Here is a 26,334-nt window from a genome sequence, read left to right as displayed (position 1 = left end):
GCGAAACGTTATGTGGCCAGAGCCCGGGTGCCCTGGTCACGTTGATCTATCGACCAGGTCGGCGCGAACGTTACCGATTCGAGATGTTTCCGGGCAAACCGGCAGGGTTTACCCCGCTCAGCGTGGGTTGATGCGGGGTGGCATCTGCAGCCCACACCGCGCGATCTCGTACTCGGGGTCGCGTTCGATCCGATAGTCGGTGAACTTGAAGGCCTCTTTGAGGTTGAGCTTGAACCGCTCGAACGTCCACGGCGCCTCGAACGACTCGAATCGGGACTTCGTCTCCTTGCAGGTCAACGCGACCTGGGCCTCCCGGACCGTGTCCTCGTCGAGATAGCCGGGAAGGACCGGTTTGCGCGGATAGGCGCCGGCCTCGGCCACCACCCACTCCGACGGCAGGATCTTGTCGTGCCCGATGCGGCCGTCCTCGAGGCGTTCGGTGTGCGCGGCGAGCGGATAGGCGAGTCCCATCTGATCGATCACGCGGACGTCGAGCGGCGCATTCATGCTCGTCATGCCGAGGTTGAGGAAGTACACGGTCAGCTTGCGCTTGTCGGGCGCGATGTTGCCGGGCAGCTTCGCGATGTACCACTCGTCGTAGTTGAACGACGGGAGGATGACGCCGCCCTCGTCGTGGAACTTGTCGATCCACTCCACCATCGCCCGGACGCGCGGATAGTCGAGGTAGTCCTCGGCGGTCACCGGGTTCTCGTTGCCCATGTTGGTGACGTAGAAGCGGCGTTCGTCGACGATGCCGCTGCGGCCGATGTCGATGCCGGCGTTCGGCAGGACGTTCTCGTGGACCACGACGGCCCAGACCACCGTGGTCACCCACATCGCGCTCAACAGCAGTGAGCCGACGAGTTGCAGGCGTGTCCGACGCCGACTGTCGCCGCGATCGGGGGTTCCGTCGGCGCGATCGAGGGTTCCGTCGGCGCGATCGAGGGTTCCGTCGGCGCGATCGAGGGTTCCGTCGGCGCGATCGAGGGTTCCGTCGGCGCGATCGAGGGTTCCGTCGCCGCGATCGGGGGTTCCGTCGGCGCGATCGGGGGTTCCGTCGAGGTCAGGTTCGTCGGCGTCGGTATCCCACGACGGGCGGTCGCCGGCGGCGTCGTCGGCCGGGCGGGAACGACCCAAGGCCTCGCGGAGATGGGCCGGGATCGTCACCGGCAGCACCATCAGCGGCAGCAGGAGCGTGAACAGTGGCACCAGCAGCACGCGGCCGTGCATGAAGTCGCCACCCTGACGGAGCCAGTAGATGCCGCCGATCAGTCCGGCGACGAGGAAGACCACGACCACCGCGGTCGGGGTCTGCAGGGCCACCGACCACCGACCCAGTCGGGACGGCAGGTTCGTGTCGGACTCGGCGGCATCAGTACCGGCGGCATCAGTACCGGCGGCATCAGTACCGGCGGCGTCGGGATCGGCACCCTCGGCAGCACGTCGCTGCCGCGCCAGGCGATGACCGCCGGCGATCATGATCCCGGCGATGATCGCGAGGATCACCGGTAGCAGCAGGGCGTAGGGGCCGAAGAAGTTGCCCAGGTAGACGAAGCCCTGATGCCACTTGGAGCCGCTCGCGTCCTTGGCGACCGCAGGGTTCGGCACGAGCAGCGCGTAGTACCCCATCCGGAAGATCTGATAGCCGACCGGCAGGACCGCGGCGGCGACGATCATCGCGATCCGCATCTTCCACGACGTCGGGGCCAGCACCACCATCACCAGCACCAGGCCGCCGAGAATGGTGAGCTCCGGTCTGATCAGCGGGGCCAAACCCGCGGTGAACGCCAGGGTCACGGTGGCCGCACGCTGCCAGGCCGTCGCGCTGCGTCCCGGTCGGCGGCTCCACGCCACCAGCTGACACCACAGCACGGCCACCCAGAACACACAGAGACCGTTTTCCAGTCCGCTCGTCGCGAAGTCACGGGCGGGCGGCAGGGCGATGTAGACGATCGCGCCGAACGGTAGCAGCAGTGTGAGTCCGTCGCCGGTGATCCCACCGAGCCGCGTGCGATAGAGGCGGGCGGTGCCGTACATGGCGATCGGGATGGCCGACACCGACAGCACCAGCGCCACCCACAGGGCGACGTATTCGAGCTGACCGTCGGTCACCCACGCCCAGAACCACAGCAGATAGGTCCACGCGGTCGAGGTGTTGGCCTCCACCCGCTCCCCCGCGTTGAACACCGGACCGTTGCCGGCGAACAGATTGCGCAGCGTGCGCAGGACGATGAGTCCGTCATCGGCGATCCAGCGCCGTTGCCAGACCCCGATCGTGAAGAAAGTGGTGACGGTGACCGCGCCGATGAAGAAACTGATGGCCGGAACCCACTGCCGCGGGCCCCACGCCTTCAGCCCACGCCCGGGACGCTTCGCGGCATCGTCCGTGCTGTCGACGGAGTCGGAGATGCTGTCGGCAGATTCCTCGGCGTTGGTGACGTCAGTTGACTGCATAGACCGCGACACCCACGCATACTATCCAGGCGACGGCGAGCAGCTGCAGCACGCGGTCGCCGAGCGCGATCTCCTCGGGTTCACCGGCCTGGCCACCGTCGATGTCGACGGCGTAGCGAAGGATGGCGATGGTGAACGGCACCATCGAGACGGCGTACGCGACGTTCGTGTCGTGGCCGGAGTTCTTGTCGAAGGCCCACAGTCCGTAGAAGATCACCACGGCGGTGGCCGACAGCGTCCAGACGAAGCGCAGATAGGTGGTCGTGTAGTACTGCAGCGCCTTGCGGATCTTGGCGCCGGTGCGTTCGGCCAGCTGGAGCTCGGCATAACGCTTGCCTGCGGCCATGAACAGCGAGCCGAACGCCATCACCAGCAGGAACCACTGGGACAGCGCGATCTCGGCCGCCACACCACCGGCGATGGCACGCAGCAAGAAGCCCGACGACACGATGCAGATGTCGATGACCGGCTGATTCTTCCACCCGAAGCAGTAGCCGAGCTGGATGCCGAGATAGATCGCGATGACCACCGCGGTCTGCCAGTTCGCGACGAACGAGACCGCGAGGGAGGCCACCGCGAGGACCGCGGCGAGTCCGTAGGCCGTCGGCACCGGCACCACTCCCGCGGCGATCGGACGGAACCGCTTGGTCGGGTGGTTGCGATCGGATTCGACGTCGCGGGCGTCGTTGATGAGATAGATACTCGACGCGACCAGGCAGAACGCGACGAACGCGATCGCGACGGGTCCGAGCACATCCCCTTCACCCACGCTGCCCGCGGCCAATGGCGCTGCCAGGACGAGGACGTTCTTGACCCACTGGCGGGGGCGGACGGCCTTGATCAGACCGGTCGCCAGATTCTTCGGCGGTGCCAACACCGGTTCGTGCTCGATCGGCTCTTCGCTCATGTCCTCGGGCTCATCTCGTTCCTGGCTCGCGTCTTCGCGACGGTCGTTGGCGATGGGCGGGTCTACTACCCGCGATCGTTTGTCGCGAACAGTCTGTCACCCGCCGCGACGGCGGCCGCGCTCGCCGCTCCGATCGCCGCCCCCGCGAGGACATCGGTCGGGTAGTGCACACCGAGGACCAGTCGCGACACCAGCATCGGCGGGACGATTGCGGCGGGCAGCACCGCCGGTGGAAGCCCGGCAGCGCGACCGATGAGGATCGCGGCCGCGGTCGTCGAGGTGGCATGCGACGACGGGAAGCTCAGTCGGCTCGGCGTGGACACTCCCACCGTGATCGAAGGATGGTCGGGGCGGGGCCGGCGCACCACACGTTTGATGATCACCGAGGCCGCGTGCGCGCCGAATGCGCCGACACCGGCTTCGATCCACCGCCGCCGGGCTTCGGTGTCCCCGCGCCGGTGCGCCCACGCGGCACCCGCGCCGGCGATCGCCAGCCATCCCAGAGAATGTTCACCGAAGTGGGAGAGGCCCCGCGCGGCCGGGACCGCGCCCGGACGATCCACGAGGGCCGACTGGATCCGTACCAGGGCGTCGGCTTCACCCGACGCCGGTGCGATCTGCTCAGTCGATTCCGAAGACACGCGCCCAACTCTCCTGACTCGTCAGTTCCTGGTGCTTGTCGCGATAGGTCTCGCGCAACGTCGGGAACCGGTCCTTCAGCTCACGGACCAGCGACGCCGACTCCTTGGCCAGGGCGATCATCTTGTCGCGGTCACGCTTGCGATAGACCACACCGCGGCCGTCGGCGGTGGTGACGGTGACGCCGTCGACCCGACCGAGACTGAACCAGCGCGCCTCGACGGGCGGGTAGTTGGCCTGTGGCACCTCGTGGTGGCGCGGGTCGGCCGGGCGGGCGTTGCGGGCCATCGCCGCGGCCAGTGACTTGAGTTTCGCGACCTTGCCCTCGGGGACGTTGGTGCCCAGGTGCGTCGCCTGACCGCTCGTGCGCGGCAGCTCGGTCGCCGACGGCAGGACCACGGCGTCCGGATACTGTTTGCGCATCTCGGCGATCTTCGGCAGCGCGGTCGGCAGCAGACTCCGGATGTGGTCGGGTCCGGCAAGGAAGTCCCGGATGGCCTCGTTCTGGATGGCCACCGTCGAATACTCCAGGCACAGAAGATGTTTCGCCGTCGCTTTGACCATGGATTTCAGGATGCCGTCGATCGGGCCGTCCTTGGTGAGCGACGCCACCACGAGCCGGTTGCGCAGATGGAAGTACGCCTGCCAGTCGATGGCGTCGTCCTTGTCGCTCCACGCCATGTGCCAGATGGCGATCCCGGGCACCGTCGCGGTCGGGTAGCCGGCCTTGGCCGCGCGCAGCGCGAACTCCCAGTCGTCCCACTTGATGAACAACGGCATGGGCAGGCCGATCTGTTCGGCGCACTCCCGCGGGATCATGCACATCCACCAGCCGTTGCCCTCGACGTCGATGCGCCGGTGCAGGTTCTTGGAGTTCTCCCGGTCGCGCAGAGGGTATTTCGCGAAGTTGTGGTCGTATTCGACGAAGGGCGCGGCCGTCCACATGAACTTGTCGCGGTTGATCACCTCGCCCATGCAGTGCAGGTGGCTGCGGTCCTGCAGGTTGAGCATCTGCCCGCCGACCAGCATCGGCGTCTTGGCGAACCGCGACATGGCCAGAGCCCGCAGGATCGAGTCGGGCTCGATCATGATGTCGTCGTCCATGTACAGGACATACGGAGAGTCGTTGCGCCGCAACGCCTCGTACATGATGCGCGCATATCCGCCCGAGCCGCCGAGGTTGGGTTGGTCGAAGATGTTCAGTCGATCGCCGAGCGCGGCGGCCGCCTCGGTGTAGCCGGGGGCGTCGACCACCTTGCGGGTCCCCTGGTCGGGCATCATGACCGCGTCGATCACCTCGTCCACCAACGGATCCGAGGTCAATGCTGCCAGCGCGCTGACCGCGTCGTCGGGCCGGTTGAACGTCGGGATGCCGACCGTGACCCGTTTGGTGTCATCCCCGGTGGGGCTGTCGATGGCCGCATACCAACCGGCGGCGACGATCTCGGTGTCGGTGTCGGTGGTGATGTCGAACCAGATCCAGCCGCCGTCCTCGAACGGACCCAGGTCACATTCGAATTCGATGACGCCGCGGCCGGATTCGTCGGTGGTGATCAGGTCGCCGTCGACCGCAATCCGTGAGCCGTCGATCTTGGACCGGTAGATGTCCACGCGTGCGGTCCCGATGACCTCGACGCGCAGCACGACCGAGGTCAGGATGCTCCAGCGGCGCCAGTAGGCCGCGGCGAACGCGTTGAAGTAGGTCTCGAAACTGACCTCCGACTCGGCGCCGAGCACGACCGAGGTGCGGCTGGGGGCGTGTGCCCGTCGCGGATTGTCGCCCGACTCCACGAGATACAGCGAACGGACGTCGATGGGCTCACCCGGGCGCGGCAGGATCACCCGCTGCAGAAGGGTTTTCGCCTTCGACGCCGGTCCGGCATCGTTCGACGTGGTCTGCGCGTCGGTCACGGTCATCTACTCCGCCTCTTCGTTTCGGCCCGCTCGCTTGGCTCCCGGTGCCGGTTCACCCAGGGGCACACCGTCGGTGAGGTGCGGCGCCAGGGTGTTGTCGAACATGGTGAGCGCGCTGGCGATCGCCATGTGCATGTCCAGATACTGATAGGTGCCCAGTCGCCCGCCGAACAGCACGTTGTTCGCCGCGGTCTCGGCTTGTGCCAGATCGCGATACGCGGCCAGCTTGGCGCGGTCGTCAGGGGTGTTGATCGGGTAGTACGGCTCGTCGTCGGCATCGGCGAAACGGCTGTACTCGCGCATGATGACGGTCTTGTCGGACGGATAGTCATTCCGCTCCGGATGGAAATGGCGGAATTCGTGGATACGCGTGTACGGGACGTCGGGGTCGTTGTAGTTCATCACCGGGGTGCCCTGGAAGTCGCCGGTGTCGAGGACCTCGGTCTCGAAATCCAGGGTTCGCCAACCGAGCCGACCGGCCGAGTAGTCGAAGTAGTGGTCCAGCGGTCCGGTGTAGACGACCGGCGCGGACGGCGACGCGGCCCGCAGCTCGTCACCGACGTCGAACCAGTCGGTGTCCAGACGCACCTCGATGCGGTCGTCGGCGGCCATCTTCTCCAGCCACGCCGTGTAGCCGTCGACCGGCAGTCCTTCGTAGGTGTCGTTGAAGTAGCGGTTGTCGAAGGTGTAGCGGACCGGCAACCGGGTGATGTTGCCCGCCGGCAGCTCCTTGGGGTCGGTCTGCCACTGTTTGGCGGTGTAGTGCTTGACGAAGGCCTCATAGAGGGGGCGGCCGATCAGACTGATCGCCTTCTCCTCGAGGTTCTTGGCGTCGGCGGTGTCGATCTCGGCGGACTGCTCCGCGATCAGTGCGCGCGCCTCGTCGGGCGTGAAGTAGCGGCCGAAGAACTGCGACACCAGACCCAGCCCCATCGGGAACTGATAAGCCTGTCCCTGATACATCGCGAACACCCGGTGCTGGTAGCCGGTGAAGTCGGTGAACTGGTTGACGTAGTCCCACACCCGCTTGTTGGAGGTGTGGAACAGATGCGCACCGTACTTGTGGACCTCGATGCCGGTCGTCGGCTCCGGCTCGGAGTATGCGTTGCCGCCGAGGTGCGGCCGACGCTCGACGACCAGAACCTTCTTGTCGAGCTGGGTTGCCGCCCGCTCGGCGATCGTCAACCCGAAGAACCCGGAACCGACGATGATCAGATCGAAAGACGCACCTGGGGTGCCGTCGACCCGACTGCTCGAGTCCTGACTATTGCCTGCCACGGAAGTTCAGGGTAACGGACCCACCCTGAGTAATCGCCGTGCACACGGCGCGGCCGGGGTGGGCCGGTGACGAAAATCCCGATCGCGGCTATCCTGGGTCATCGACCTGGAGCCCTTGGGTCCGAAACTCCATCGAAGATCGTCAGGGGCTGCTTGTGTCCGAAATCTCTCTTCCGCGCGACCGTTCCCCCATCGAGCGCGTAGCCGTGGTGGTACCCGCCCACGACGAGGAACGCCTCCTGCCCGCCTGTCTGGCCGCGCTCGAGGCCGCATCCGCCGAGGTGAACGTCGAGGTCACGGTGATGGTGGTGCTCGACGCGTGTACCGACTCATCGTCCCGGCTCATTCCGCCGACCGTCGCGACGATGTCCATCGCGGCGCGATCGGTCGGCGCCGCGCGCCGCGCCGGATTCGCCGCGCTGTTGAATCCCGACACCGACCCGCACACCTGGTTCGCGACGACGGATGCCGATTCCGAGGTGCCACCCGACTGGATCGTGTGCCATCTCGCATCCGCCGGTGCCGGGGCCGACGCCTTTGTCGGCACGGTCACGCCCAAGGACTGGGACACCTGGCCACCCGAGCTGGCACCCATGTTCGCCGAGCGCTATGGCGCCGACGAAAGCCACTACCACGTGCACGGCGCCAACCTGGGCTTCCGGGCCGAGCTCTACCGACGTGTCGGGGGGTTCGCGGCGCGAACCGGAGACGAGGACGTCGACCTCGTCCGGCGCCTGGCGTCGGCCGGCGCCCGGGTGCACCGCAGCTCTTGCTCGCCCGTGCAGACCTCGACCCGACGTGACGGTCGCGCCGACTCCGGCTTCGCCGCCTACCTGCATCGACTCGAGATCGTGAGTCAGGGGAACAACCGACGGGCGCGGGCGCAGGCGGAGGTGATCCGATGAACTGCGATGTCCCCGCCCTCGCCTACCGCGTGGCGACCGAGAGCGGCCTCGACGTCCCGCTCCCCGCACGGGGTGAGACGGCGCAGCGGTTGCGGGTGCTGACCGATCTGTGTCACCGCGACATCTCGATGGGCCGGCTGGTGGAGGCCCACCTCGACGCCGACGCGATCCTCGCCGAGATCGTCGGCGAGCGGGTCGGCCCCGGCGAGTTCTGGGGTGTCTGGGCCGCCGAGCCACCCGAGCCGCAGGTCATCGCCGAGAAGCGCGGTGAGGTGTGGGAACTCTCCGGGACCAAACCCTGGTGCTCCGGGGTCATCACGTGCACTCATGCGCTGGTCACCGCGCGCCAGGGAGATCAACGCGCACTGTTCGCGGTGGATCTGCATCAGAACGGCGTCCGTCCGGAACGCGGAGGTTGGGTGGCGACGGGTATGCGCGCGACCGAGACGGGCACCGCGCAGTTCGATCGGGCCGTGGCTCGTCCCATCGGGGATCCGGGCGAATACCTGGATCGACCCGGATTCTGGCACGGCGGCGTCGGGGTGGCGGCGTGCTGGCTCGGTGGGGCGCGCAAGGTGGCGGGCAGCCTCTACTCGGCGGCCGCCAAACGCCGCGACGACGACCTGGTGATGATGCATCTCGGGGCTGTCGACGCCCTGCTCGCCGACGGCCACGCGGTCCTCGAACACGCCGCGACCCAGATCGACATGGCCCCCAAGGACGAGGTTCTCGCACGGCGGTTGGCCCACCAGGTCCGCTGGTCGATCGAACAGATCGCCACCGCGGTCATCGACCGGGTCAACCGTGCGCTGGGCCCCGCACCGCTGGTGCATCGCCGCGAACACGCGCAAGCGGTCGCCGATCTCGGCATCTACCTACGGCAATCCCACGCCGACCACGATCTCGTGACTCTCGGTCGACTGGCCGCGACGGAGGAACAACTGTGCCGATGACCGAACCGACCACCCGAAACGGCCTGGCGGAGACCCCGGTCGCCTCCGACGGCACCCCCGAGGCGGCGTGGCAGTGCTGGTTCGATGCCGCGAGTCCCTGGCCGACGGTCACCGTCGACGTCGAACGCCTCGTGGTGGTGGGTGCGCATCCCGACGACGAGGTCCTCGGCGCCGGCGGCATCATGGCCGCGGCCGCGGCCGCCGGAGTGGAGGTCGTCATCATCTGCATGTCCGACGGTCGTGCCTCACATCCCGGCTCCCCGACGCTGTCGCCCGAACAGCTGGCGGGCCGGCGCCACGTCGAGCTCGACACCGCCACCGAGTTGCTGGGGCTCGGCCGGCCCCGGTGGTTCGGGCTGACCGACGGGGCTCTGGAGCAGGCGCATCACACGATGGCGGGAATCATCGAGGCCGTGATCGACGAGAAACCCGACGTGGCGACCACGGTGCTGTCAGTCTGGTCACATGACGGTCATCCGGATCACGACGCGGTCGGGCGCAGTGCGCTCGAGGTGGCCCGTCGGCGCGACCTCCCGCTCTGGATGTATCCGATCTGGATGTGGCATTGGGCCGAGCCCGGCGACCCGGCCGTCCCATGGGATCGGATGCGGACACATCACATCGATCCGGCGATACTCGCGGTGAAACACGCCGCGATCCACGCCTTCGACACACAGGTTCGCCCGCTGTCCGACGATCCGGCCGACGAGGCCGTCCTACCGCCGCACGTCCTGGCCCACCTCATCCGGCCGTGGGAGTTCGTGCTCGTATGACCGGGTCATCCGAATCGGGTGAGATGTCACGGCCGTTGCCCGACAGCTACTTTCACGAGATGTATGCGAACAGCGATGATCCCTGGGGATTCACCGATCGCTGGTACGAGCGGCGCAAGTACGCGCTGACCCTCGCCGCCCTCTCCCGCGAGCGCTATCACCGGGTGTTCGAACCGGGGTGTTCGATCGGCATCCTGAGCTCCGAGCTCGCGATGTTCAGCGACCACCTGCTGTGTATGGATCTGAGTCCGCGGGCCGTCGAACTCGCGACGCGGCGTCTCGCCCACGTCGGCAGTCGCGCGACGGTGACCACCGGCGACATCATGACCCATTGGCCGGACGGTCAGTTCGACCTGATCGTGCTCAGCGAGGTGCTCTACTATCTCCAGTCCGCCGACCTGCACACCGTGGTCGAGCGTCTGCACCGCTCGCTGAGCGCCGATGGCGAGGTGCTTGCGGTCCACTGGCGGCGCAAGGTGTCCGAGTACCCCCGATCCGGCGACGACGTCCACGACTTCCTGCTCGCCTCGTCACTGCACCATCGTGGCGGCTATCGCGACGAGGACCTGCGGCTCGACCTCTTCACCCGCGAGCCGGTCCCATCGATTGCGGCACGCGAAAATCTCGTACCCTGAGCTGTACGAATTCGGGTGGGGGATGGTGGTGGAGGAGTCGGTATGAATTTCGATCAGACAGCCCGGATGGCGGAGATCGTTCGCGAGTTGCGCGAGGAGAGCAACGACACCGAGGCGGTGCTGCGCAAGATCTCCAAGACCGCGGTCGACTCGGTGCCCGGCGCCGAGTACGCCAGCGTCACACTGGTCACCAGAGGTCAGATCGAGACACCGGTCATGGTCGGCGATCTCGCGGGCAAGTCCGACGATCTGCAGCGCGAACTCCATGAGGGGCCATGCGTGCGCTCGGCCATCGACGACACCACTGTTTTGGTCGACGACATGCGTCACGAGCAGAGGTGGCCGCGGTTCGCCGCCTCGGCCGTGGAGTTGGGCATCGGATCGATGGCCTGCTTCTGCCTCTACATCGACGGGAACGATTTCGGCGCGCTCAACCTGATCAGCACGACGACCCACGCGTTCGATGTCGATGCCATCTCGGTGGGGCAGCTGTTCGCCGCGCACTGCGCCACCGCCTTCACCGCCGTTCGGGAGAAGGAGCAACTGCTCACCGCGCTCAGCACCCGCGACGTCATCGGTCAGGCGAAGGGGATGATCATGGAGCGCTACCGCATCAACGCCGACGAGGCGTTCCGACTGCTGGCCCGGCTGTCGCAGGACAGCAACGTGAAGCTGGCCGAGGTGGCCAAGCGGATCGTCGAGGCCGGACCGGAGTAGCAGCCGATCGTGGGGCTCACCCCAGCCGGTCGGACCTCGGGAAACCGATCACCGGTTGTCCGCCACGCGCCAGATAGTCCGCGAGACCCCGACCGGTCAGCGCGTGTGCGCCGGTGTTCTGGCTGAAGAACATGAGCCCGCGCTGGAACAGCTGCACCACGCCGTTGCCGTCGGGGGTCAGGTTCGGGACGCCGATGGCCTGACCGAGCGGTCCGGTGATCCCGCCGAGCTGGTCGTACTTGCCGTTGAGCGCCTGGGTACCGACGCTGAGCAGCTGCGAGGAACCCGGGAGCAGGCGGTCTGGGAGTTCCATCAGGCTGCCGAGGTCCAGCGAGCCGAGCGGCCCACCGCCGTCGGGGCCGGTGGGCGGCGTGACGATCTTGGGCTTGAGTGCCTGTCCCTTCACGGCGAACCACGACGACTTCAGCTGCAGCCGGGTGCGGGCATCTTCGCCGCTGACCTCGACCGTGCGCGCCGACCCGACCGCGCGGACCTTGATCGCCCGCCCGCTCTCCGGACCGAGGCCGTTGGCCTCGATCACCTCGAGGCTGCGCAGGGCCCCGACGCCGAACGCGGCACCGACGCTGCCGGCGCTGACCGTGGCGGTCCAGTTGTGGTTCGGCGACGCCGAGTCGCCGTCGTCGCGGACCGCCGGAAAGCGTCCGCCCGCCGTGTAACCACCTGTGGACGAAGAGAATTCGGTGAACGCAGGTTTGCCACCCTGCAGCAGGATCTGACCGGCGGTCGCATCGGCGGCGCGATTGGTACGCGGATCCTCGCCGGCCACACCGCCATACACCTGCGAGTTCTGGGTGTCGTCGATCTTCTTGCCGCCGGCGATCGCCGCCAGCGCATAGGTCCGCGCCGCCACCGCCTGCGCCTTGAGCGCCTCGGCACCGCCGGAGTCGGCCCACTGCGGCACGCTCTCCTTCGGGATCACGCCCTTGACGTAGTCATCGATGTGCAGGCGGTTGGCCACGCGGCCGCCGTCGAATCCGAGGGCGCCACGGTAGGCCTGGTTGGAACCGCAGAATCTGAGGAACTCGCCCGGCGGTCGGCTCGGGCCCATGGTGATCGGTTCGACCCATTGCGCCGGGACCGACCGCACGACACCGCCACCGCATCCGTTGGTGATGGTGGCCGTGGCCCCGGACAGGCTGACCGCCTGTCCGGGAGCCACCGTTTGGCCACCGACTCGCATCCCGGCGTCCGCGTGCACATTCACCGAGTTCTTCCCGGTCAGAGCGACCGTGATCTCGGGCCTGTCCACCTTCCCCGCGGTGGTGCCGCCGTAATAGTGGCGCAAAATCTGAGATGCCGACCATCCCTTGCGGGCGTAGCCGTACGCACCCCACTGCCCCATCCCGCGCCCGTGCCCGAGGCCGTGTCCGATCAGCGTCAATTCCGACCCGGCCGAGAGGGTGACCCTCTCGGAGGTGAACGTCGGCGCGACCACGGCCACCAGACCGCCGACCAGCAGCACCGGGATGAACCCGATCGCAGCCAATGACAGCGATCGGGCCCGGGTGTGCCGAGGGCGTGCTCTGACCAACGTCTCGCGAGACCTTCCGTGAGCGTGAGCATCGGGAACAACACCATCCCGTTAAGGATGTTGCTGATGTGACTGTTGTGACAGTAGTTAAGAGTTGGTCAAAACGACAACCCCAGGGGATAACAACCGCATCACGAGTTGTCAGTGGGTGGCGGCGGGTCAGTTACTCCCGACGTGGTCGGCCATGATCTCCGCGAGTTGGGTGCGGGCGCGGTTGAGTCGCGACTTCACCGTCTGCACGCCGACGCCCTGGTGCACGGCGATGTCGGCGTAGGTGAGGTCGCCGAACTCGCGGAGCACGACCGCCTCGCGGAAGTCGTCGGGCAACTGGGCCAATGCGTCGCGCACGGCGTCGCGCAGGGCCACCCGCTCGTCGAACGCCGGGCCGTCCGGGTCGTCCAGCGTGACCTGCTGGTCGGGGTCGGTGAAGTCGGTGATGGTGGTGTTCGACTTACGGCTTCGCACCACCGAGAGCGCGTTGTTGGCGGCGATGCGGTGCAGCCACGTGGAGAAACGCGCCTCGCCGCGGAACTTGTGCAGGTTCTGCCAGGCCGCGACGAGCGTGTTCTGCAGGGCGTCCTCGGCGTCATGCGGGTTGCCGCAGATGTTGAGGCACACCGCCCACACATGGTTGCGGTGTGCGCCGACCAGGTCGGCGAAGGCGCGCTGGTCGCCCTCACGCGCCCGCATCAGCAGAACGGCCTCGTCCATCACGTCCCCCAACCCGATTCAGAGATCGACGTGACCGTCGTGTGAGTCGTGCCCGCCGTCATGAAAGTCGCCGCCCGGCGCATCATGGTGGTGGTCGGTCAGGTCGAGTTCCGGGTCGTCACCGTGATCGACGTCCGCGGAACCCGACGCGTCATCGGCGACTGGTTCGTCGGGGCTCGCCGGGGCGTGCTGGTGGCCGGGCTCATCGGGGACCAAGCCGTCGAGGACGTCATCATCGCCACCGTCCCCGACGTCCGGCGGCACGTCGTCCATGTCCGGCACGGTGTCGGGATCAGCCGACGCTGAGGGGTCGAACGCGGCCTGCATCGCGGTGTCCCACGCGGCGGCCGGCGGCGGTGTGAGAGTCGTGGGGTCGATGCCGAGCGAAGCCAGAATCGACGGCTCCTCCTGCATGTGACCTCCCCCCGGGTGTGAGTTCCTCGCCGTCACCAGATGGTGACCGCTCTCAGATCTGATGCTACGGGGCCGCCACGATGTTCCCGATTCGTCGTCGGGAAAAACGCCGGGAACATTCTCGCGACCTGCGTGCATCAGATCCGTGTCACGTTCACACCGACCGAGAGGACGACCTCATGTCCGGTTCCCCGTTCCAGTCTCACCACGCCACTTCCCCGACCGCCCCCGACCAGGACAGGGTCGTGCACACCACCGACAGCCAGGGGCACGACGTCATCGTGCAGTACGACGAAGCAGGAAATGTGGAACTCGTCGCCGCCGACACCGACGGCGACGGCACCATCGACACGGCGGCGGCGCGCGGCGCGGACGGGACCGTTCTGGTGGCCAAAGACTCCGACGAGGACGGTCAGGCCGACACGATCACGCACCTCGACGCCACCGGCGACATCACCCGGGTCGACTCGCTCGAGGACGGCCGCATCGTCGCATCCACCCTGGATTCCGACGGCGACGGTCGGCCCGACACCGTTGTCGCCGACACTAACCGGGATGGCATGGCCGACACCGTCGCGGCCGACACCGACGGCGACGGGCACCTGGACGCCTATGCCGCCGACACCGATGGTGACGGGCACTTGGATTCGTATTCCCACGACAGCTACGGGTCCCACGACAGCTACGGGTCCGACACCAGCCCGCACGACAACTACGGCGGGGACGACTCAACCGATCACAGCAACGTGCTCTGAGGCCGGCCGCTCGAACTCTCGCTGACCTCGGGAGCCACCGAAGATTCGCCGGAGTTCCCTATTCACCAGTTCCCAGAGATGCACCCAACAGAAACGGGCCGAGGAAACATGTCGATGGCCCGGTGGCGGAGGACGCTTTGTCGGGTGCTCTTGCCGCGGGCAGGGATCGACACTCATTCGCATTGCTGTCAGTCATATCCCGGCACTGCCCGGCGGTACGCCGCCAAGGTCAGCCGCCAAGGTCAAGTGTGATCAGGACACCGATCTCGCTGCGGGACACAGCGGGTGGGTTGTCCGTCAACATGCGCTCGTCGGCAAACCATCGCGGTGAACGGTCCACCTGTCGGTACTCGCGGCGTCCGGTCACCGGCTCCCAGCGTGCTCGGGTGTCGACTCGTCTCCAGTACACGGAGACCACGCGCACGGTTCTCACCCGTCCCCGCACTCGTCCAGACGCGTGAATGTCCATCACCCCCATGAACCGGCCGGTCGTCTCGATCGACCCGGTCAGCCGGCGACGTCCGTGCCAGGTGGCTGTCCATCCGTCGCCGTGCAGTAACCCGAACCAGTTGGTCCCACCGTCGAGCTGGACGAGCGGCCCATCCGCGGGTTCGAGGTCACCGCGGACCGTCACCGCGTCGGGTTCGGACGCCGACGTCTCGATGAAGAGCAGCGGGAACGATGCCACGGCTCCGACTGCGGGTGGGTCGATCGCCCCGTCCTCGATCGCGATGTGGTCGACCAGGATCGACATCGGTCTGGGTGCGTAGTTCCCGGCAGTGGTGTCGTTCACCGGCGAGGCCTCGGGTCGGTCGCGGGTGGGAGGGAACTTGCGATCAGTGCGGAGACGTCGACGCGCCTCGGTCGATCCGACGAACGACGGTCGGCGCGAGAGAGTCTCTTGCGATCGCAGATCCAGACATCCGCGCCGTGGCCGGCGACGGAGCGGCGCTGTTCGACGGGCCAGCTCACCTCAGCCGACAGCGTGGCGGGATCGAGAATCGCCAGTCGCGGATCGCCCGGCGGTACCGTGGTCGAATCATCGGGAACGGGTAGAGGCCACCACTGTGTGGAGAGGTCATCGGTGTCCCGTCGCGACCGATAGGTGACAATCCATGTTCGGTCATCGATACCGCCTGCGGCGATGACCTCCTTGGGCAGTCTGTTGGGTGGGCCCAGCGTGAGGTCGTCGTGGACGACCGCCGCGAACCCGCGGCCGTAGAACACGCGCAGCGGGGTGCAGGCGAAGAACGGCCACGCATGCCGGCCGAGTTGGTCGAGAACCGGCCCCACCCACACCGCGCCGTCGTCGGCGCCGGAAGCGTGACCGGGGACCACACGCGGGCGCAAGGGCTGTGGCGCAACGTCATCGAGATCGAGATCGATCAGAGTTGCGGTGTCCCGGCACCCCTCACCGTCGTCGATGGCGGTGGGACTGTCTCCGTGAAAGTGTGGTGCGCACTGGACATCGCGGTAGTGGGCAGGCGCCTCATCGACGACTTCCCAAGGTTCGTTGACGATTCGGTTACTCAAAGGCCCTCGGTCGTCGAGCTCGAGCACCCCGCGCACAGTCATGACTTCGACATCCCGCACGGCACGGGTGGCAAACGGCGAGCTACGCTCAGCGAAACTCACCGGAAATTCGGTGACCGCTCCAACCTGAGAAGGTGGCAGCGCTCCAGTCCCGACAGACACCTCAACGACGCGCACCACTAGACGACGAGGGCGCCTCATGCGCCTTTCTGCAGACTCGACATGCCGGCAATGCTAGCACCGCAGCCCACATCAGCGTCCCCGACCGCGGCGGACCTGCAGCCTCGTCATCGTGTAGGTGACCAGGATCGTCGAGATCAGCAGCAGCGCACTGTAAGCGAGTACCGCGTTGAGGAGTGTGGGTGACCAGATCAGCGCACCGTCGACCTGTGGGGCGAGAGGTGCGATGCTTCTCAGATCGACGGCGCCGGCCGCGGCGGCGTAGCCCCAGTAGGAGGGCAGCACCCACGAGAACTGTGCGAGCACCGGCGCGGTCAGCCGAAACAGACCGCCGCAGAACACGAGTTGCGTGATCACCAAGATGACCAGCGGAGGCATCGTCTGTTCGGTCGAGCGGGCCGTGGCCGAAAGAGCCAGTCCCACCATGACGCTCACCACGGCGAGTGCGGCAACGGCGCAGAACAGCTCGACGGGAGCCGCGCCGACCACACGTGAATCCGGAATTCCCTTGCCGACAAACGTTATCGCCACCATGGCCGCGGTCTGCGCCGCCGCGATACCGGAGAACACGACGATCTTCGCGGCCAGGTATGCGCCGGGTCGCAACCCGACCGCTCGCTCACGCTCGAAGATGTCACGTTCGCCCACCAGATCACGGATGGTGAGAGTGGTGCCGGTGAATGTGGCGCCGACGACGAGGATCACCAGGATCTGCAGCGCCTCCCCCGCGGTCTCGGCGGCGCTGTTGACACCGAAGCCGGCCGATCCGGGAATCACGAGAGTGAGCAGCCCCAGCACGATCGGCATGACGGTGAGAAAGGTCAGGTATCCCGGATCGGCCGCGACCAATCGCGCCTGACGTCGGATGATGGTGCCGCACTGTCCGATCGCACTGCGTCGGGGTCCGTCATGAACCGGTACGAACCCGGAACGGTCCACACTCCGCGATGCCCCCGAGGTCCGCGGTGCTGCCCGGATGAGATGGCGTTGGTGGGCGAGCGCCGGATGGGCGGCGACGAACGCGAAGATCTCCGCCCAGTCCCCGGTGCCCATCGCCACGGCCAGCTCGTCAGGGCGGCCGTGGAACGCGACCACGCCACCCGGCGCCAGCAGCAGTACCTGATCGCACATCGCCAGATGGGTCAGTGAATGGGTGACCACCAGCACGACCCGCCCGGCATCGGCGAGCCGACGCAGAGTGGCCATCACCTGCCGGTCCAACGCCGGGTCGAGCCCCGAGGTGGGCTCGTCGAGGATCAGCAGCGACGGGCCGGTGAGCAACTCGAGCGCCACCGATGCCCGTTTGCGTTGTCCGCCGGAGAGCTTGTCGATACGGGTGTCCAGGTGGTCGCTCAGGTGGAGCTCGGCGAGTACGGCGGCCACAACGGCCGCCCGCCGCGCCGCGGACATGTCACGCGGTAGGCGGAGTTCGGCGGCGAATGCCAAGGCCTGGCGGAGTGTGAGTTTGCGGTGCACCACATCCTGCTGTGGCACCGCACCGATCCGGGTCCGCATGGCGTCGTGGTCGCCGTGCACGTCCCGGTCGGCGAAGGTGACGTGCCCGGTGGTGGGTGCGGCAGATCCGGAGATGATTCTGGCGAGCGTGGATTTCCCGGCGCCGGAAGGACCGATGACCGCGGTCAGCGTCCCCGGTGTGGCGGTGAAACCGATGTCATGCAGCAGGGTCTTGCCGCCGTCGACGGTCAGGCCGATACCACGCACCGACAATCCACCGGTGTTGCCGATCGTGAGCACGGCGGGCCCCCTGAAAGATGTGCGCGGTCTGATCTCACCGGATCAGACGGCGGCAGGCCCCGGAAATGTTCCGCGGCGTGCAATCAGGCCCGGTGTCAAGCGATCAGCCCGGAGCGGCTCAGGAACGTCCGGCCCTCGGCCTCGGACCCGACGCCGAAAACATTGACGATCAATGCGGTCGCCTCACTGGCGTAGTCGACGATGTAGTCACCACTCACCGACGACTGTGGACGGACCTCCGCGGCCGCGGTGCGTTGCGGATCCTCGACGAGCGTGCCCTTGCCGGCGGAATAGACGCCGTTGCGGATGTTGACGATGCGTTCCTTCGCCTCGGCGGGGTCGGCGTAGACCACCATGAAGTACGAGAGTGGTTCGGGGCCGGCGAGTTCGGCGAGTGAACTGGTCTCGGCAAACCGGCACATCACTTTCAGCGCGTCGTTGGAGCTGAATCCCTGTTTGCGGCAATCGGTCACCGACGCGCGCAGCGGGCCGGGCAGCAGGCCCATCAGTTGGTCCTCGTCCGTCACGACTCCGGTGGGGCCGCCGGCGGCGTCCGTGGCGGTGTCCGACGCGCTCGACTGTGCGGCCGCGCCAACGGGCGGGTCGTCGCCCCCCGAGTTCACCAGGGCGATCGTGCCGACAGCGATCCCCACCACGGCGACGACGGCGACGGCGACTGCGGCGATCCGCCCCCACCGCCGACGCCGCTGCGGTGACCCGCCGGGCGGCGTTGTGAACTCGGGAGCCCGCACCGGCGCCGGCTGACCAGGGCCGCGCGTCGGCGGGTGCGGCGGTGCCGGCCACCCCGACGCCGGATTCCCGCGCGGCGCCGCCTCGGCGCGTGCGGTCAGCAACGCACCCTGGGCGACAACGGTTTTCGGGTCGTCGAGCGTCGCCACCAGCCCGAGATCGCCCAGCCGCTGCTGGATCAGCGGAATCCGGGAGGAACCGCCGGTCAGATACAGCGCGGTCAGTTGCCCGGCGTGGGTGATCCCCGCGTCGAGAAGCGTCGCCCGCGTCAGCTGCATCGCCTGATCGACGGCTCGGCCGATGAGTTCGTCGAATTCGTCGCGGGTGATCTGGAGTGTCGTGCGTCCCGCAGGCGTGGGCACGGTGATGGTCGCCGACGGTGCCTCCGACAACAACTCCTTGCCACGGCGGACCGAGTCATGCAGGGCCTGCAGTACATCGACCGGTGCCTCACGGCGCAGCCATGCCACGAGATCCGGATCGCGTTCGCCGAGCCGCTCCTCGACCCACCGCTGCACGAGCGCATCGAGATTCTTGCCGCCCAGACCGTTGTCGCCGCGCGCCGCGATCACCTCGAAGGCGCCGTCGGCGGTGACGGTGAGCGCGGCGATGTCGAGAGTGCCGCCACCGAAATCGAACACGGCGATCTTGGCGCCCGGCTGCATCGCGTGTGACCGCGAGTAGTGGGCGGCGGCAGCGCGCGGTTCGGAGATGGTGGTGATGGTCGACGGATGGATGCCGACCGCGGCTGCCGCGTCGATCAACACCCGGATCTGCTGATGGGCCCACGCCTCCGGATGCGTCAGGACCAATTGTGCCGGAGGCGCGCCCGCGTGGGCCGCCTTGCCGCGCTGGACGATCGCCCCCATGACCGCCGACACCAGGACGTGGGTCGGCATGATGTGGCCGTTCACCGTGCAGGTGGGGTCCGCGCCGATCAGGCGTTTCGGTGACGCGACGAAGGCGGCCGGATTCTGTTGCGCCGCATCCACCGCGGCATCACCGACGATGATCCGGTCGGGAGCTGCGACGAACACCGACGACGACATCAGATTCCCGGCGTGCGACAACGCGAGCGTCTCGATGGCGCCGCTCGTCGCGCCCGAGTGCGCGGCGGCGGAGTTGGAGGTGCCGAAGTCGATGGCCAGGGTCCAGGCGGCGAAGGACATGGGTTGGTGGTTCCTGTGTGTCGGTGGCTGGGTGGTCACGATTTCGGGGCTGTCACGAGTTCGGGCTGTCAGACTGTCTGGCCGTCAGCGGGGTGTAGGTGCGAACGAGCGTGACGACGGCGGCATCCTCGGCGGCCGAGCTGGTCGCCAGCGATCGCTGCTGGACGAGCGCCAGGCGCCGGCGAGCCTCGGTCGCCACCAGCTGCGGTGACGCGTCGTCGGGGAGACCGACCCGCCCGGGCGGGGATGTTGCGGTGAGGATGGTGCGCAGGTCGTCGGTGATCGCCGCCAGCGGGTCGGTGCGCAGCATCCGCTGATAATCCTCGAGCACGGCGACGGGGTGCAACGAAGGCGACGATCGCAGCTGCGCGGCCAGGGACCGGATCTCATCGCGCGCCGGATGCGTATACGCCAGTTGATCGAGCCGCGCCAGGATGCGATGTGCCCGGTGCAGCACGGCGAAGCGCGTGGTCGAGGCGTCGAGGGCGTGGCGGAACCTGCCGATCCCGGAGCGCTCGACGAGCCAGGCGTTCAGGGCGGCGGCACCGCCGGTCGCGATCTGGCGCCCGTTGAGCACGCCGTACTCACCCAACAGCGCGAGTAGCTGCACCCTCAGCGCCGGGGGCACCTGGCCGGTCCATTCGTCGGGCCCGTCGCCGTCGAAGGCCCGGACGACGTCGAGCGGCCCCAGCCCGCGCAGCCGTGCCAGCGCATCCGTCAGTTGCTCGGTCAGCATCCCGGTGTGACTGGTCTGGGCCATCAACCCGGAGAGCGGGACCACGGTGCCCACGGTGGCGGCCAGCCGGTCCGCCATCCGTGCCGCGTGCTCGGTGGCGTGGGTCAGCGGGTCACGTCGTCCGAACGCCCCTTCGCCGAACGAGTCGGCGCGCGAGAGCACTCCGAGCATGTTCAGCGGTGTGAAGGGCAGCCGGGAGAGGAAGTCGATCTCGTCGGCGCGCGGCGCCGCGTCGAACAGGAAGACCGCTGCGTCGGCGTCGATCGATGCGACTCTGGTCTGCTCGAATCCATCGATCATGACCCGTCGCGTCGCGGCGTCGTTGGCGACGGTCAGAGTCGACAATCCGGGTGTGTCGATGAGGGTGAGACGGCGCAACGCCGCCGACGGGAGCCAGCGGTCCACGAACGCGATGTCGGGCGTCTCCAGGGGCAGCGGGGCCGGCCGGTCATGTGGAACCGCCACCGGATGACGCCGCCCGTCGATCCCGACGACCTCCGCGCGCGATGGCGAACCGTCTTGATAGACGGTCACCGCGTTGGTGGCCTCAAGCGCGGCCGTCTCGGCGACCGGTGCCCCGATCAACGCGTTGACCAGGGTTGATTTACCCGCTTTCAACCGTCCGACGATCACCACCCGCGGCGGCGACCACAGGATCGTCCCGATCGCGTTGGCGTGGCCGACGAGATCACCGCCGAGTGCGGCCAGCTGATGCAGGCCGCGATCGAGGGTGCTGTGGACAGGGTCGTGATTCGGATGCACGACAGTCACCGCCCGTCCGTCAGCAGCTGGTCGGCGGCGGCGATCCGCTTGTCGATGATCTCCAGGTTGGTGGTCAACCGCTGGATCGAGCGTTCGCGTGCGGCCGCGTCGGCCGAGGCCGCCTTCTGCACCTCGGCAATCGTCGTCTGCAGGTGCTCGATACTGGTCCGGAGATAGTCGCGATAGCGGATGACGATCTCGGGGCGCGACTGCGCGACGGCGCCGTCCAGCAGCCGGCCGGTGGCCGCCTTGGTGGTTGCGATGGTCTCGCGCAGCCAGCTCAGCAGGTTCGACTTGCCGGCACGGATGGCCCGGAAGCTCAGGTTGACCCCGACCCACACGGTGCCCACCACCACTCCGACGCCCATCAGCGCCGACAGCCCGAGCAGTCCGCCGAGGGTCGACCCGCCGACCACTCCCATGGTGAGCAGCGTCGGGTCGAGCAGCCCGTGACGTTTGTTGCCCACCTGATGGGCTTCGATCTTCTTGCCCTGCATGGACGTGACGATCCGCGCGCTCAGCTCCTCCCAGACGCTCGGGTCGTCGGCGAAGCGTGGCGCGATGATCTCGTCGTGCAGCCGTTGCAGGAAGGCCGAGAACGTTTCGACCATCGCCACCTGCAGATCTGCCTGCATGTCGGCGGTGAACTTCTGCTCGCTGCGGCGCAGCACCTGCATGCCGTGGGTGTTGATGTAGGTCGTCCACTTGTCGCGCACCCCGTCGAGACGACGCTCCAGGTCGTCGATCGCCGACTGCCGCAGCAGGGTCAGGTCGCGGGCCAGGTACTGCTCCCACTGCCGCGACTGCTCCTGCAGATCGGACAGGCGTGCGACGTCGGCGGTGAGGTCGGGCAGGGCGTTCGCGCCGGTGCGCACGGCGTCGAGTTCGCGGGCGACCCGTGTGCGCACCGACCGCAGACCTTCCAGGCAGGTGCGCACCGCATCCAGCTGCGGCAGTGCGGCGCCGGCGTCGAGGCGCCGGACGATCTCGGAACGCAGCGCGGCGATCCCACTGTCTGATTCCAGCCGATCCCGGACGACCGGATCGGTCGACTCGGCGGCCATCACCGCGAGCAGGCTGGAGACCCCGAGCACGGTCACCGGCCGCTGCAGTTGGTCGGCGAGGATGCGTGAGTTCTCGTCGACGATCTCCCGCCAGCGCCGCAGGTTCTTGTCCGTCTTCGTGACGACCACGACGACCGAGTCCACGGTGGTGGTCGCCTCGCGCACGAATGCCATCTCGGGGGCCGTCAACGGGCTCGACGCATCGCAGACCAGCACGAGGACGCAGGCCTGCTGGGCGGTCTGCGCTGCCAGCCGCGTCAAACCTCCGTCGAGGCCGCCCACTCCGGGGGTGTCGATCAGCGTCACGTCCGACATGCGGGCGTCGCGAACCGCGAGCGCCGCCGCCGTCGGCAGCTCCTCCACGTGGGGATCGCGGACCCGCGCACCGTCGATGGTCACCCACTGGGCCAGGTCGGCCGCGTCGATCGTCCGGGTGCCGGTGGGCAGGAACAGTTCGGCGGCCAGCTCGGTCGGCAGGTCGGGGTCCGGCGTGACACCCAGCGTCACCGACGACGTGACGTCGACGCCCACCGGACACAGGTCCCGGCGACCGACCAACGCGTTGACCAGGGAGCTCTTGCCGCGCTGGACTTCTCCCACGACGACCACCGTGCGCTCCTGCACATCTCGGTTCAGCTTGGCCACCGCGACGTCGGCGAGAGTGTCCATCTGATAGGCGCGCAGCACCTTCACCGCGCCGTCCACCACACCGGACGCGGCGGCCGCCCGGGTCGACGCGGACTCACCCATCGAAGACTTCCCCCTGTCGGCATCCACCGGCCCCGTAGTCTACCCAGACGAAAACTCCCAGGTCATTCGCTCGGTGCACGAGGGCATGCCCTAATCTGCATCCCGAATGCCCGTCCGTTCCCGCGCGCCGCGTCGGGAACCTTTTCATCGGCCATCGCATCACACAGGGGACAGCACGTTACAGAGGACGGCGCACCGGTCGGCGCTCCACGATTCGCCGGCCGACGCTCCAGAGGGGAACGACCACATGACAAGTGTGCAGACGACTCTGCGATGGTTGGCGATGGCGGCGGCCGCCTTGGCGATCGCCGCGTGCACCACCGACGGCACGCCGACGAGCGAGGTGCACAACAAGGCGGCCACCAGCGCTGCCGAACCCTCCATCGACGTGGCCGCGCTGGACACCGGCACCTATCCGACCGATCCGCGACCACCGTTCGGCAAGGCGAGCACAGACAACATCCTGCAGGTGGAGGGCCAACGAATGGCCCAGTTCATCGTGGTCCCGTTCGAGATCGACGAGGACCTCACCAAATCGATCCTGCCGACGATGGTCATCACCGGGCGCCGGAATCTGGGTCTCGTCCTCGCGCAGGAGACGGCCGAGGTGCCTGCCAACGAGAAGATGATCGGCGGATATGTGACCACCGCGGCCACACCCGACGACAGTCTGCGCGCCGGTACCAAACGCAGCATCAACAACATGGTTGTCCGGTACTTGACGGCGGCGGACGCCAGTGCAGCGGCACAGCAGATGGCCGACTCTGCTGCTGCGCAGAGCGGCGCGAAAGTCGGCCGGCTGGCCGGGCTTCCGGACACCCTCGTCATCTCGCGGGACTCGCCCGACGGCAAGGTGATGATGGCGTTCACCCCGCACAAGACCTATGTGCTCTACCAGTGGTATCAGACGACCGCAGCGCAACAGGACAAGATCGAGCCGACGATCCGTAAGGCGCTCGGACTCCAGTCCGCGCTCATCGACCAGTTCCCGGCGACGCCCACCAAGGCCGAGGCGGCCGCACGCGGGATCACCGGCTCGTCCGCTCCGCTCGTCGACCAGAATCATGTGCTCATCTATGCCCTGCCGTACTCCGACGCCGAGCTGAAGAAGGCCGAGAGCAACGTGCCGGGTGCGAGTGTCCGTGCGGTCTACGGCCCGCGCGGGATGGCGCACACCAGTACCGATCCGGTGACCGACTTCAACGTCCTCACCGAGGTCGGCTCCACCGCCAACGCCGTCGAGCGCTCGACCGTCTACCGGGCGACGACGCCGGATGGTGCGGACAAGATCGTCGACACCTTCTTGTCGTCCAACCGCAACCAGGGCTGGACCGACATCCCGAGTCCGCCGGGACTGCCCGTGGCGAAGTGCCAGAGCGGGAAGGTGTTCTACTGCATCGTCCCGGAGGGCCGCTACGTCGGAGCTCTCGCCTCGACGAGCAAAGAGGATGCCTACCAGCAGATCTCGGCGCAGTACGTGATCCTGACGAAGGCGGATCAGGGGGCCAACTGAGAGGCGGCGCTGGTGGCACCGAACCGGACCACCTGCTGACCAAGCCCTCGGTCACACCAGCCCCTCAGATAACAACCGCATCACGAGTCACATCCTTTCGGCGCGCGCTGCGGGCTTAGCGAGGTCGAGGCAACCACGATGGCACACCATGCGCCGTTTCCGCCCCAACGCCCGCCCGAAGCACTCCGTCGTGCTGGCGACGGTCGCAGCCGCGATCGTCGCGAGTCCGTTCGCCGTGGTCCTGTCCGGTTCCGATCCACGCCCGACAGATCGGCATCGCGCGGTGCCGCCCACCTCGATCGACCAGGTGGGGCTCGCCGACGTCCCGTCGGTGGTGCTCGACCTCGCCGAGTCCGGCCTGTCGGCCGCGGGTGTGCGACTTCCCGAGATCGAACCGGACGGCCGAGGGGTCGGCGCAGCGGTCAAGCACATCGTCCGCGACACCCCTCTCAAGATGGTCGCATTCACCTGGGAGCGACCGGTCGATGCGTCGATGATGCTGCGCGCCAAGAAGAATGATGACACCTGGGGTGACTGGATCGACCTGGAGCCGGTCGAGGCGGCCGGTCCGGCATCGCCGGAACACCCGATGGGCACCGAACCGGTGTGGGTCGGCGATGCCAAGGAAGTTCAGGTTGCGGTGACCGACGAGGGCCTGACGATCCCCGCTGCGATCCCGGCCGCCGATTCTTCCGGTGGTGACCTCGTCGAGCTGGGGATGGGAACTGCGAGCGAGGTGATCCGCAAGCTTCTCACCACCGCGATGTCGACGTTGTCGGCGAACCTCATCAGTCCGGAGGGGTTGTTGTCGCTCGGATCATCGCTGTTGACACCCCTACTGGGCGGGCCCGCAGTGGTGGCGCGGGCGCAATGGGGCGCCGACGAATCGATTCGCTGTTCGCAGCCGACGTTCTCGCCGGCGGTGCGGGGTGCGATCGTTCATCACACCGCGGGGAGCAACGACTACACCCCGGAGCAGTCCGCGGAGATCGTACGTGGCATCTACGCGTACCACGCACGCACCCTGAACTGGTGCGACATCGGCTACAACGTCCTGGTCGACAAGTACGGTCAAGTCTTCGAGGGTGCCTTCGGCGGCCTCGACCGCAACGTCGAGGGCACGCACACCGGCGGCTTCAACAAGTCGACCGTCGGGGTGTCGATGATCGGCAACCTCGATCAGGTCGCCCCCACACCTGCGATGACCAACGCGGTCGGCAGTTTCCTGCGATGGCGGCTCGGCAAGGCCGGGGTGAACGGTCTCGGCAGTGCGCAGCTCACCGCGGAACCGTTCACCGACAGCAAGTTTCCGGCCGGTGCCGTCACCAACCTCCCCGCCATCAGCGGGCACCGCGACTACAACAACACCAGCTGCCCCGGCGAATTCGGGCACGCCGCACTGACCGCGATCCGCGCGATGGCCGGCGGTGCGCCGGCCCCGGAGCCCGCGCCGCCCGCCACGCAGCCGGCCGCGCCGGAACCGGCGCAACCGGTCGCACCGCCCGCCGCCTGAGC

At 67.7% G+C, this 26,334-nt stretch carries 21 protein-coding genes and 1 pseudogene; 8 read left to right on the top strand and 14 right to left on the bottom strand.

All coding sequences use genetic code 11. The features are described 5' to 3' along the window. Nucleotides 1–117: 117 nt before the first annotated feature. The 5 genes from ACVT6V_RS04745 to glf form a co-directional block, all read right to left on the bottom strand. A complete protein-coding gene (locus ACVT6V_RS04745) occupies nucleotides 118–2,454 on the bottom strand; it encodes an arabinofuranosyltransferase AftB family protein (RefSeq protein ID WP_489898663.1) in 2,337 nt (778 codons plus the stop codon). Beyond that, nucleotides 2,441–3,361, bottom strand: a complete 921-nt coding sequence (locus tag ACVT6V_RS04740) for a decaprenyl-phosphate phosphoribosyltransferase (RefSeq protein ID WP_489898662.1) — start codon at nucleotides 3,359–3,361, stop codon at nucleotides 2,441–2,443. Before ACVT6V_RS04740 ends, ACVT6V_RS04745 begins: the two co-directional genes overlap by 14 nt. A 65-nt stretch (nucleotides 3,362–3,426) precedes the next feature. Continuing rightward, complete coding sequence (locus ACVT6V_RS04735) at nucleotides 3,427–4,002, bottom strand: phosphatase PAP2 family protein (RefSeq protein WP_489898661.1); 576 nt, start codon at nucleotides 4,000–4,002, stop codon at nucleotides 3,427–3,429. Beyond that, nucleotides 3,983–5,917 (bottom strand): glycosyltransferase, encoded by a 1,935-nt coding sequence (locus tag ACVT6V_RS04730; protein ID WP_489898660.1) that lies wholly within the window; start codon nucleotides 5,915–5,917, stop codon nucleotides 3,983–3,985. The genes ACVT6V_RS04735 and ACVT6V_RS04730 overlap by 20 nt, the downstream gene beginning before the upstream one ends. After that, a complete protein-coding gene (gene glf, locus ACVT6V_RS04725) occupies nucleotides 5,918–7,192 on the bottom strand; it encodes a UDP-galactopyranose mutase (protein WP_489898659.1) in 1,275 nt (424 codons plus the stop codon). A gap of 155 nt (nucleotides 7,193–7,347) precedes the next feature. Here glf and ACVT6V_RS04720 point away from each other — a divergent pair, with 155 nt between their 5' ends. The 5 genes from ACVT6V_RS04720 to ACVT6V_RS04700 are packed head-to-tail and all read left to right on the top strand — an operon-like array spanning nucleotide 7,348 to nucleotide 11,175. Next, on the top strand, nucleotides 7,348–8,097 hold the full coding sequence (locus ACVT6V_RS04720; RefSeq protein WP_489898658.1) for a glycosyltransferase family 2 protein: 750 nt from the start codon (nucleotides 7,348–7,350) through the stop codon (nucleotides 8,095–8,097). Next, nucleotides 8,094–9,050, top strand: a complete 957-nt coding sequence (locus tag ACVT6V_RS04715; RefSeq protein WP_489898657.1) for an acyl-CoA dehydrogenase family protein — start codon at nucleotides 8,094–8,096, stop codon at nucleotides 9,048–9,050. Before ACVT6V_RS04720 ends, ACVT6V_RS04715 begins: the two co-directional genes overlap by 4 nt. Further along, nucleotides 9,047–9,823: a PIG-L deacetylase family protein gene (locus ACVT6V_RS04710; RefSeq protein WP_489898656.1), complete on the top strand. Its 777-nt coding sequence runs from the start codon at nucleotides 9,047–9,049 to the stop codon at nucleotides 9,821–9,823. The genes ACVT6V_RS04715 and ACVT6V_RS04710 overlap by 4 nt, the downstream gene beginning before the upstream one ends. Continuing rightward, nucleotides 9,820–10,458 carry a class I SAM-dependent methyltransferase gene (locus tag ACVT6V_RS04705; RefSeq protein ID WP_489898655.1) on the top strand — a complete coding sequence of 213 codons (639 nt, stop codon included), beginning with the start codon at nucleotides 9,820–9,822 and terminating at the stop codon, nucleotides 10,456–10,458. Before ACVT6V_RS04710 ends, ACVT6V_RS04705 begins: the two co-directional genes overlap by 4 nt. A gap of 42 nt (nucleotides 10,459–10,500) precedes the next feature. Then, nucleotides 10,501–11,175, top strand: coding sequence for a GAF and ANTAR domain-containing protein (locus ACVT6V_RS04700; protein ID WP_489898654.1), 675 nt, complete (start codon nucleotides 10,501–10,503; stop codon nucleotides 11,173–11,175). A gap of 16 nt (nucleotides 11,176–11,191) precedes the next feature. Here the strand turns inward: ACVT6V_RS04700 and ACVT6V_RS04695 are convergent, their stop codons facing one another. The 3 genes from ACVT6V_RS04695 to ACVT6V_RS04685 all read right to left on the bottom strand — a co-directional run bounded on the left by ACVT6V_RS04695 (nucleotide 11,192) and on the right by ACVT6V_RS04685 (nucleotide 13,852). After that, a complete protein-coding gene (locus ACVT6V_RS04695; RefSeq protein ID WP_489898653.1) occupies nucleotides 11,192–12,727 on the bottom strand; it encodes a SpoIID/LytB domain-containing protein in 1,536 nt (511 codons plus the stop codon). Nucleotides 12,728–12,886: 159 nt separating this feature from the next. Further along, on the bottom strand, nucleotides 12,887–13,438 hold the full coding sequence (locus ACVT6V_RS04690; protein WP_489898652.1) for an RNA polymerase sigma factor: 552 nt from the start codon (nucleotides 13,436–13,438) through the stop codon (nucleotides 12,887–12,889). Nucleotides 13,439–13,456: 18 nt separating this feature from the next. Beyond that, a complete protein-coding gene (locus ACVT6V_RS04685) occupies nucleotides 13,457–13,852 on the bottom strand; it encodes a hypothetical protein (protein WP_489898651.1) in 396 nt (131 codons plus the stop codon). Between the two features lie 245 nt (nucleotides 13,853–14,097). Here ACVT6V_RS04685 and ACVT6V_RS04680 point away from each other — a divergent pair, with 245 nt between their 5' ends. Continuing rightward, entirely contained in the window at nucleotides 14,098–14,607 is a 510-nt protein-coding gene (locus tag ACVT6V_RS04680; RefSeq protein WP_489898650.1) for a hypothetical protein, read from the top strand. 229 nt (nucleotides 14,608–14,836) lie between these two features. On the opposite strand, the gene ACVT6V_RS04675 is transcribed toward ACVT6V_RS04680, so the two are convergent. From ACVT6V_RS04675 to ACVT6V_RS04650, 6 genes and pseudogenes are all read right to left on the bottom strand, one after another. Continuing rightward, nucleotides 14,837–15,400: a hypothetical protein gene (locus ACVT6V_RS04675; RefSeq protein ID WP_489898649.1), complete on the bottom strand. Its 564-nt coding sequence runs from the start codon at nucleotides 15,398–15,400 to the stop codon at nucleotides 14,837–14,839. Then, the gene (locus tag ACVT6V_RS04670; RefSeq protein WP_489898648.1) at nucleotides 15,397–16,140 is read right to left on the bottom strand and encodes a hypothetical protein; all 744 of its coding nucleotides are present in this window, start codon (nucleotides 16,138–16,140) and stop codon (nucleotides 15,397–15,399) included. Before ACVT6V_RS04670 ends, ACVT6V_RS04675 begins: the two co-directional genes overlap by 4 nt. Nucleotides 16,141–16,392: 252 nt before the next feature. Continuing rightward, nucleotides 16,393–18,054, bottom strand: a pseudogene (locus tag ACVT6V_RS04665) (ATP-binding cassette domain-containing protein); the annotation flags it as partial. Nucleotides 18,055–18,170: 116 nt separating this feature from the next. Then, the gene (locus tag ACVT6V_RS04660) at nucleotides 18,171–19,994 is read right to left on the bottom strand and encodes an Hsp70 family protein (RefSeq protein WP_489898647.1); all 1,824 of its coding nucleotides are present in this window, start codon (nucleotides 19,992–19,994) and stop codon (nucleotides 18,171–18,173) included. 52 nt (nucleotides 19,995–20,046) lie between these two features. After that, complete coding sequence (locus ACVT6V_RS04655) at nucleotides 20,047–21,501, bottom strand: GTPase (RefSeq protein WP_489898646.1); 1,455 nt, start codon at nucleotides 21,499–21,501, stop codon at nucleotides 20,047–20,049. Then, nucleotides 21,498–23,306, bottom strand: a complete 1,809-nt coding sequence (locus ACVT6V_RS04650; RefSeq protein ID WP_489898645.1) for a dynamin family protein — start codon at nucleotides 23,304–23,306, stop codon at nucleotides 21,498–21,500. Before ACVT6V_RS04650 ends, ACVT6V_RS04655 begins: the two co-directional genes overlap by 4 nt. Nucleotides 23,307–23,553: 247 nt before the next feature. Here ACVT6V_RS04650 and ACVT6V_RS04645 point away from each other — a divergent pair, with 247 nt between their 5' ends. Both ACVT6V_RS04645 and ACVT6V_RS04640 read left to right on the top strand, forming a co-directional pair. Further along, nucleotides 23,554–24,819: a DUF7373 family lipoprotein gene (locus tag ACVT6V_RS04645; RefSeq protein ID WP_489898644.1), complete on the top strand. Its 1,266-nt coding sequence runs from the start codon at nucleotides 23,554–23,556 to the stop codon at nucleotides 24,817–24,819. Between the two features lie 148 nt (nucleotides 24,820–24,967). After that, the gene (locus tag ACVT6V_RS04640; protein ID WP_489898643.1) at nucleotides 24,968–26,332 is read left to right on the top strand and encodes a peptidoglycan recognition protein family protein; all 1,365 of its coding nucleotides are present in this window, start codon (nucleotides 24,968–24,970) and stop codon (nucleotides 26,330–26,332) included. Nucleotides 26,333–26,334 lie beyond the last annotated feature (2 nt).

The organism is Gordonia sp. LMA167, from assembly GCF_058130025.1.
This window is presented reverse-complemented; position numbering and strand designations above follow the sequence as displayed.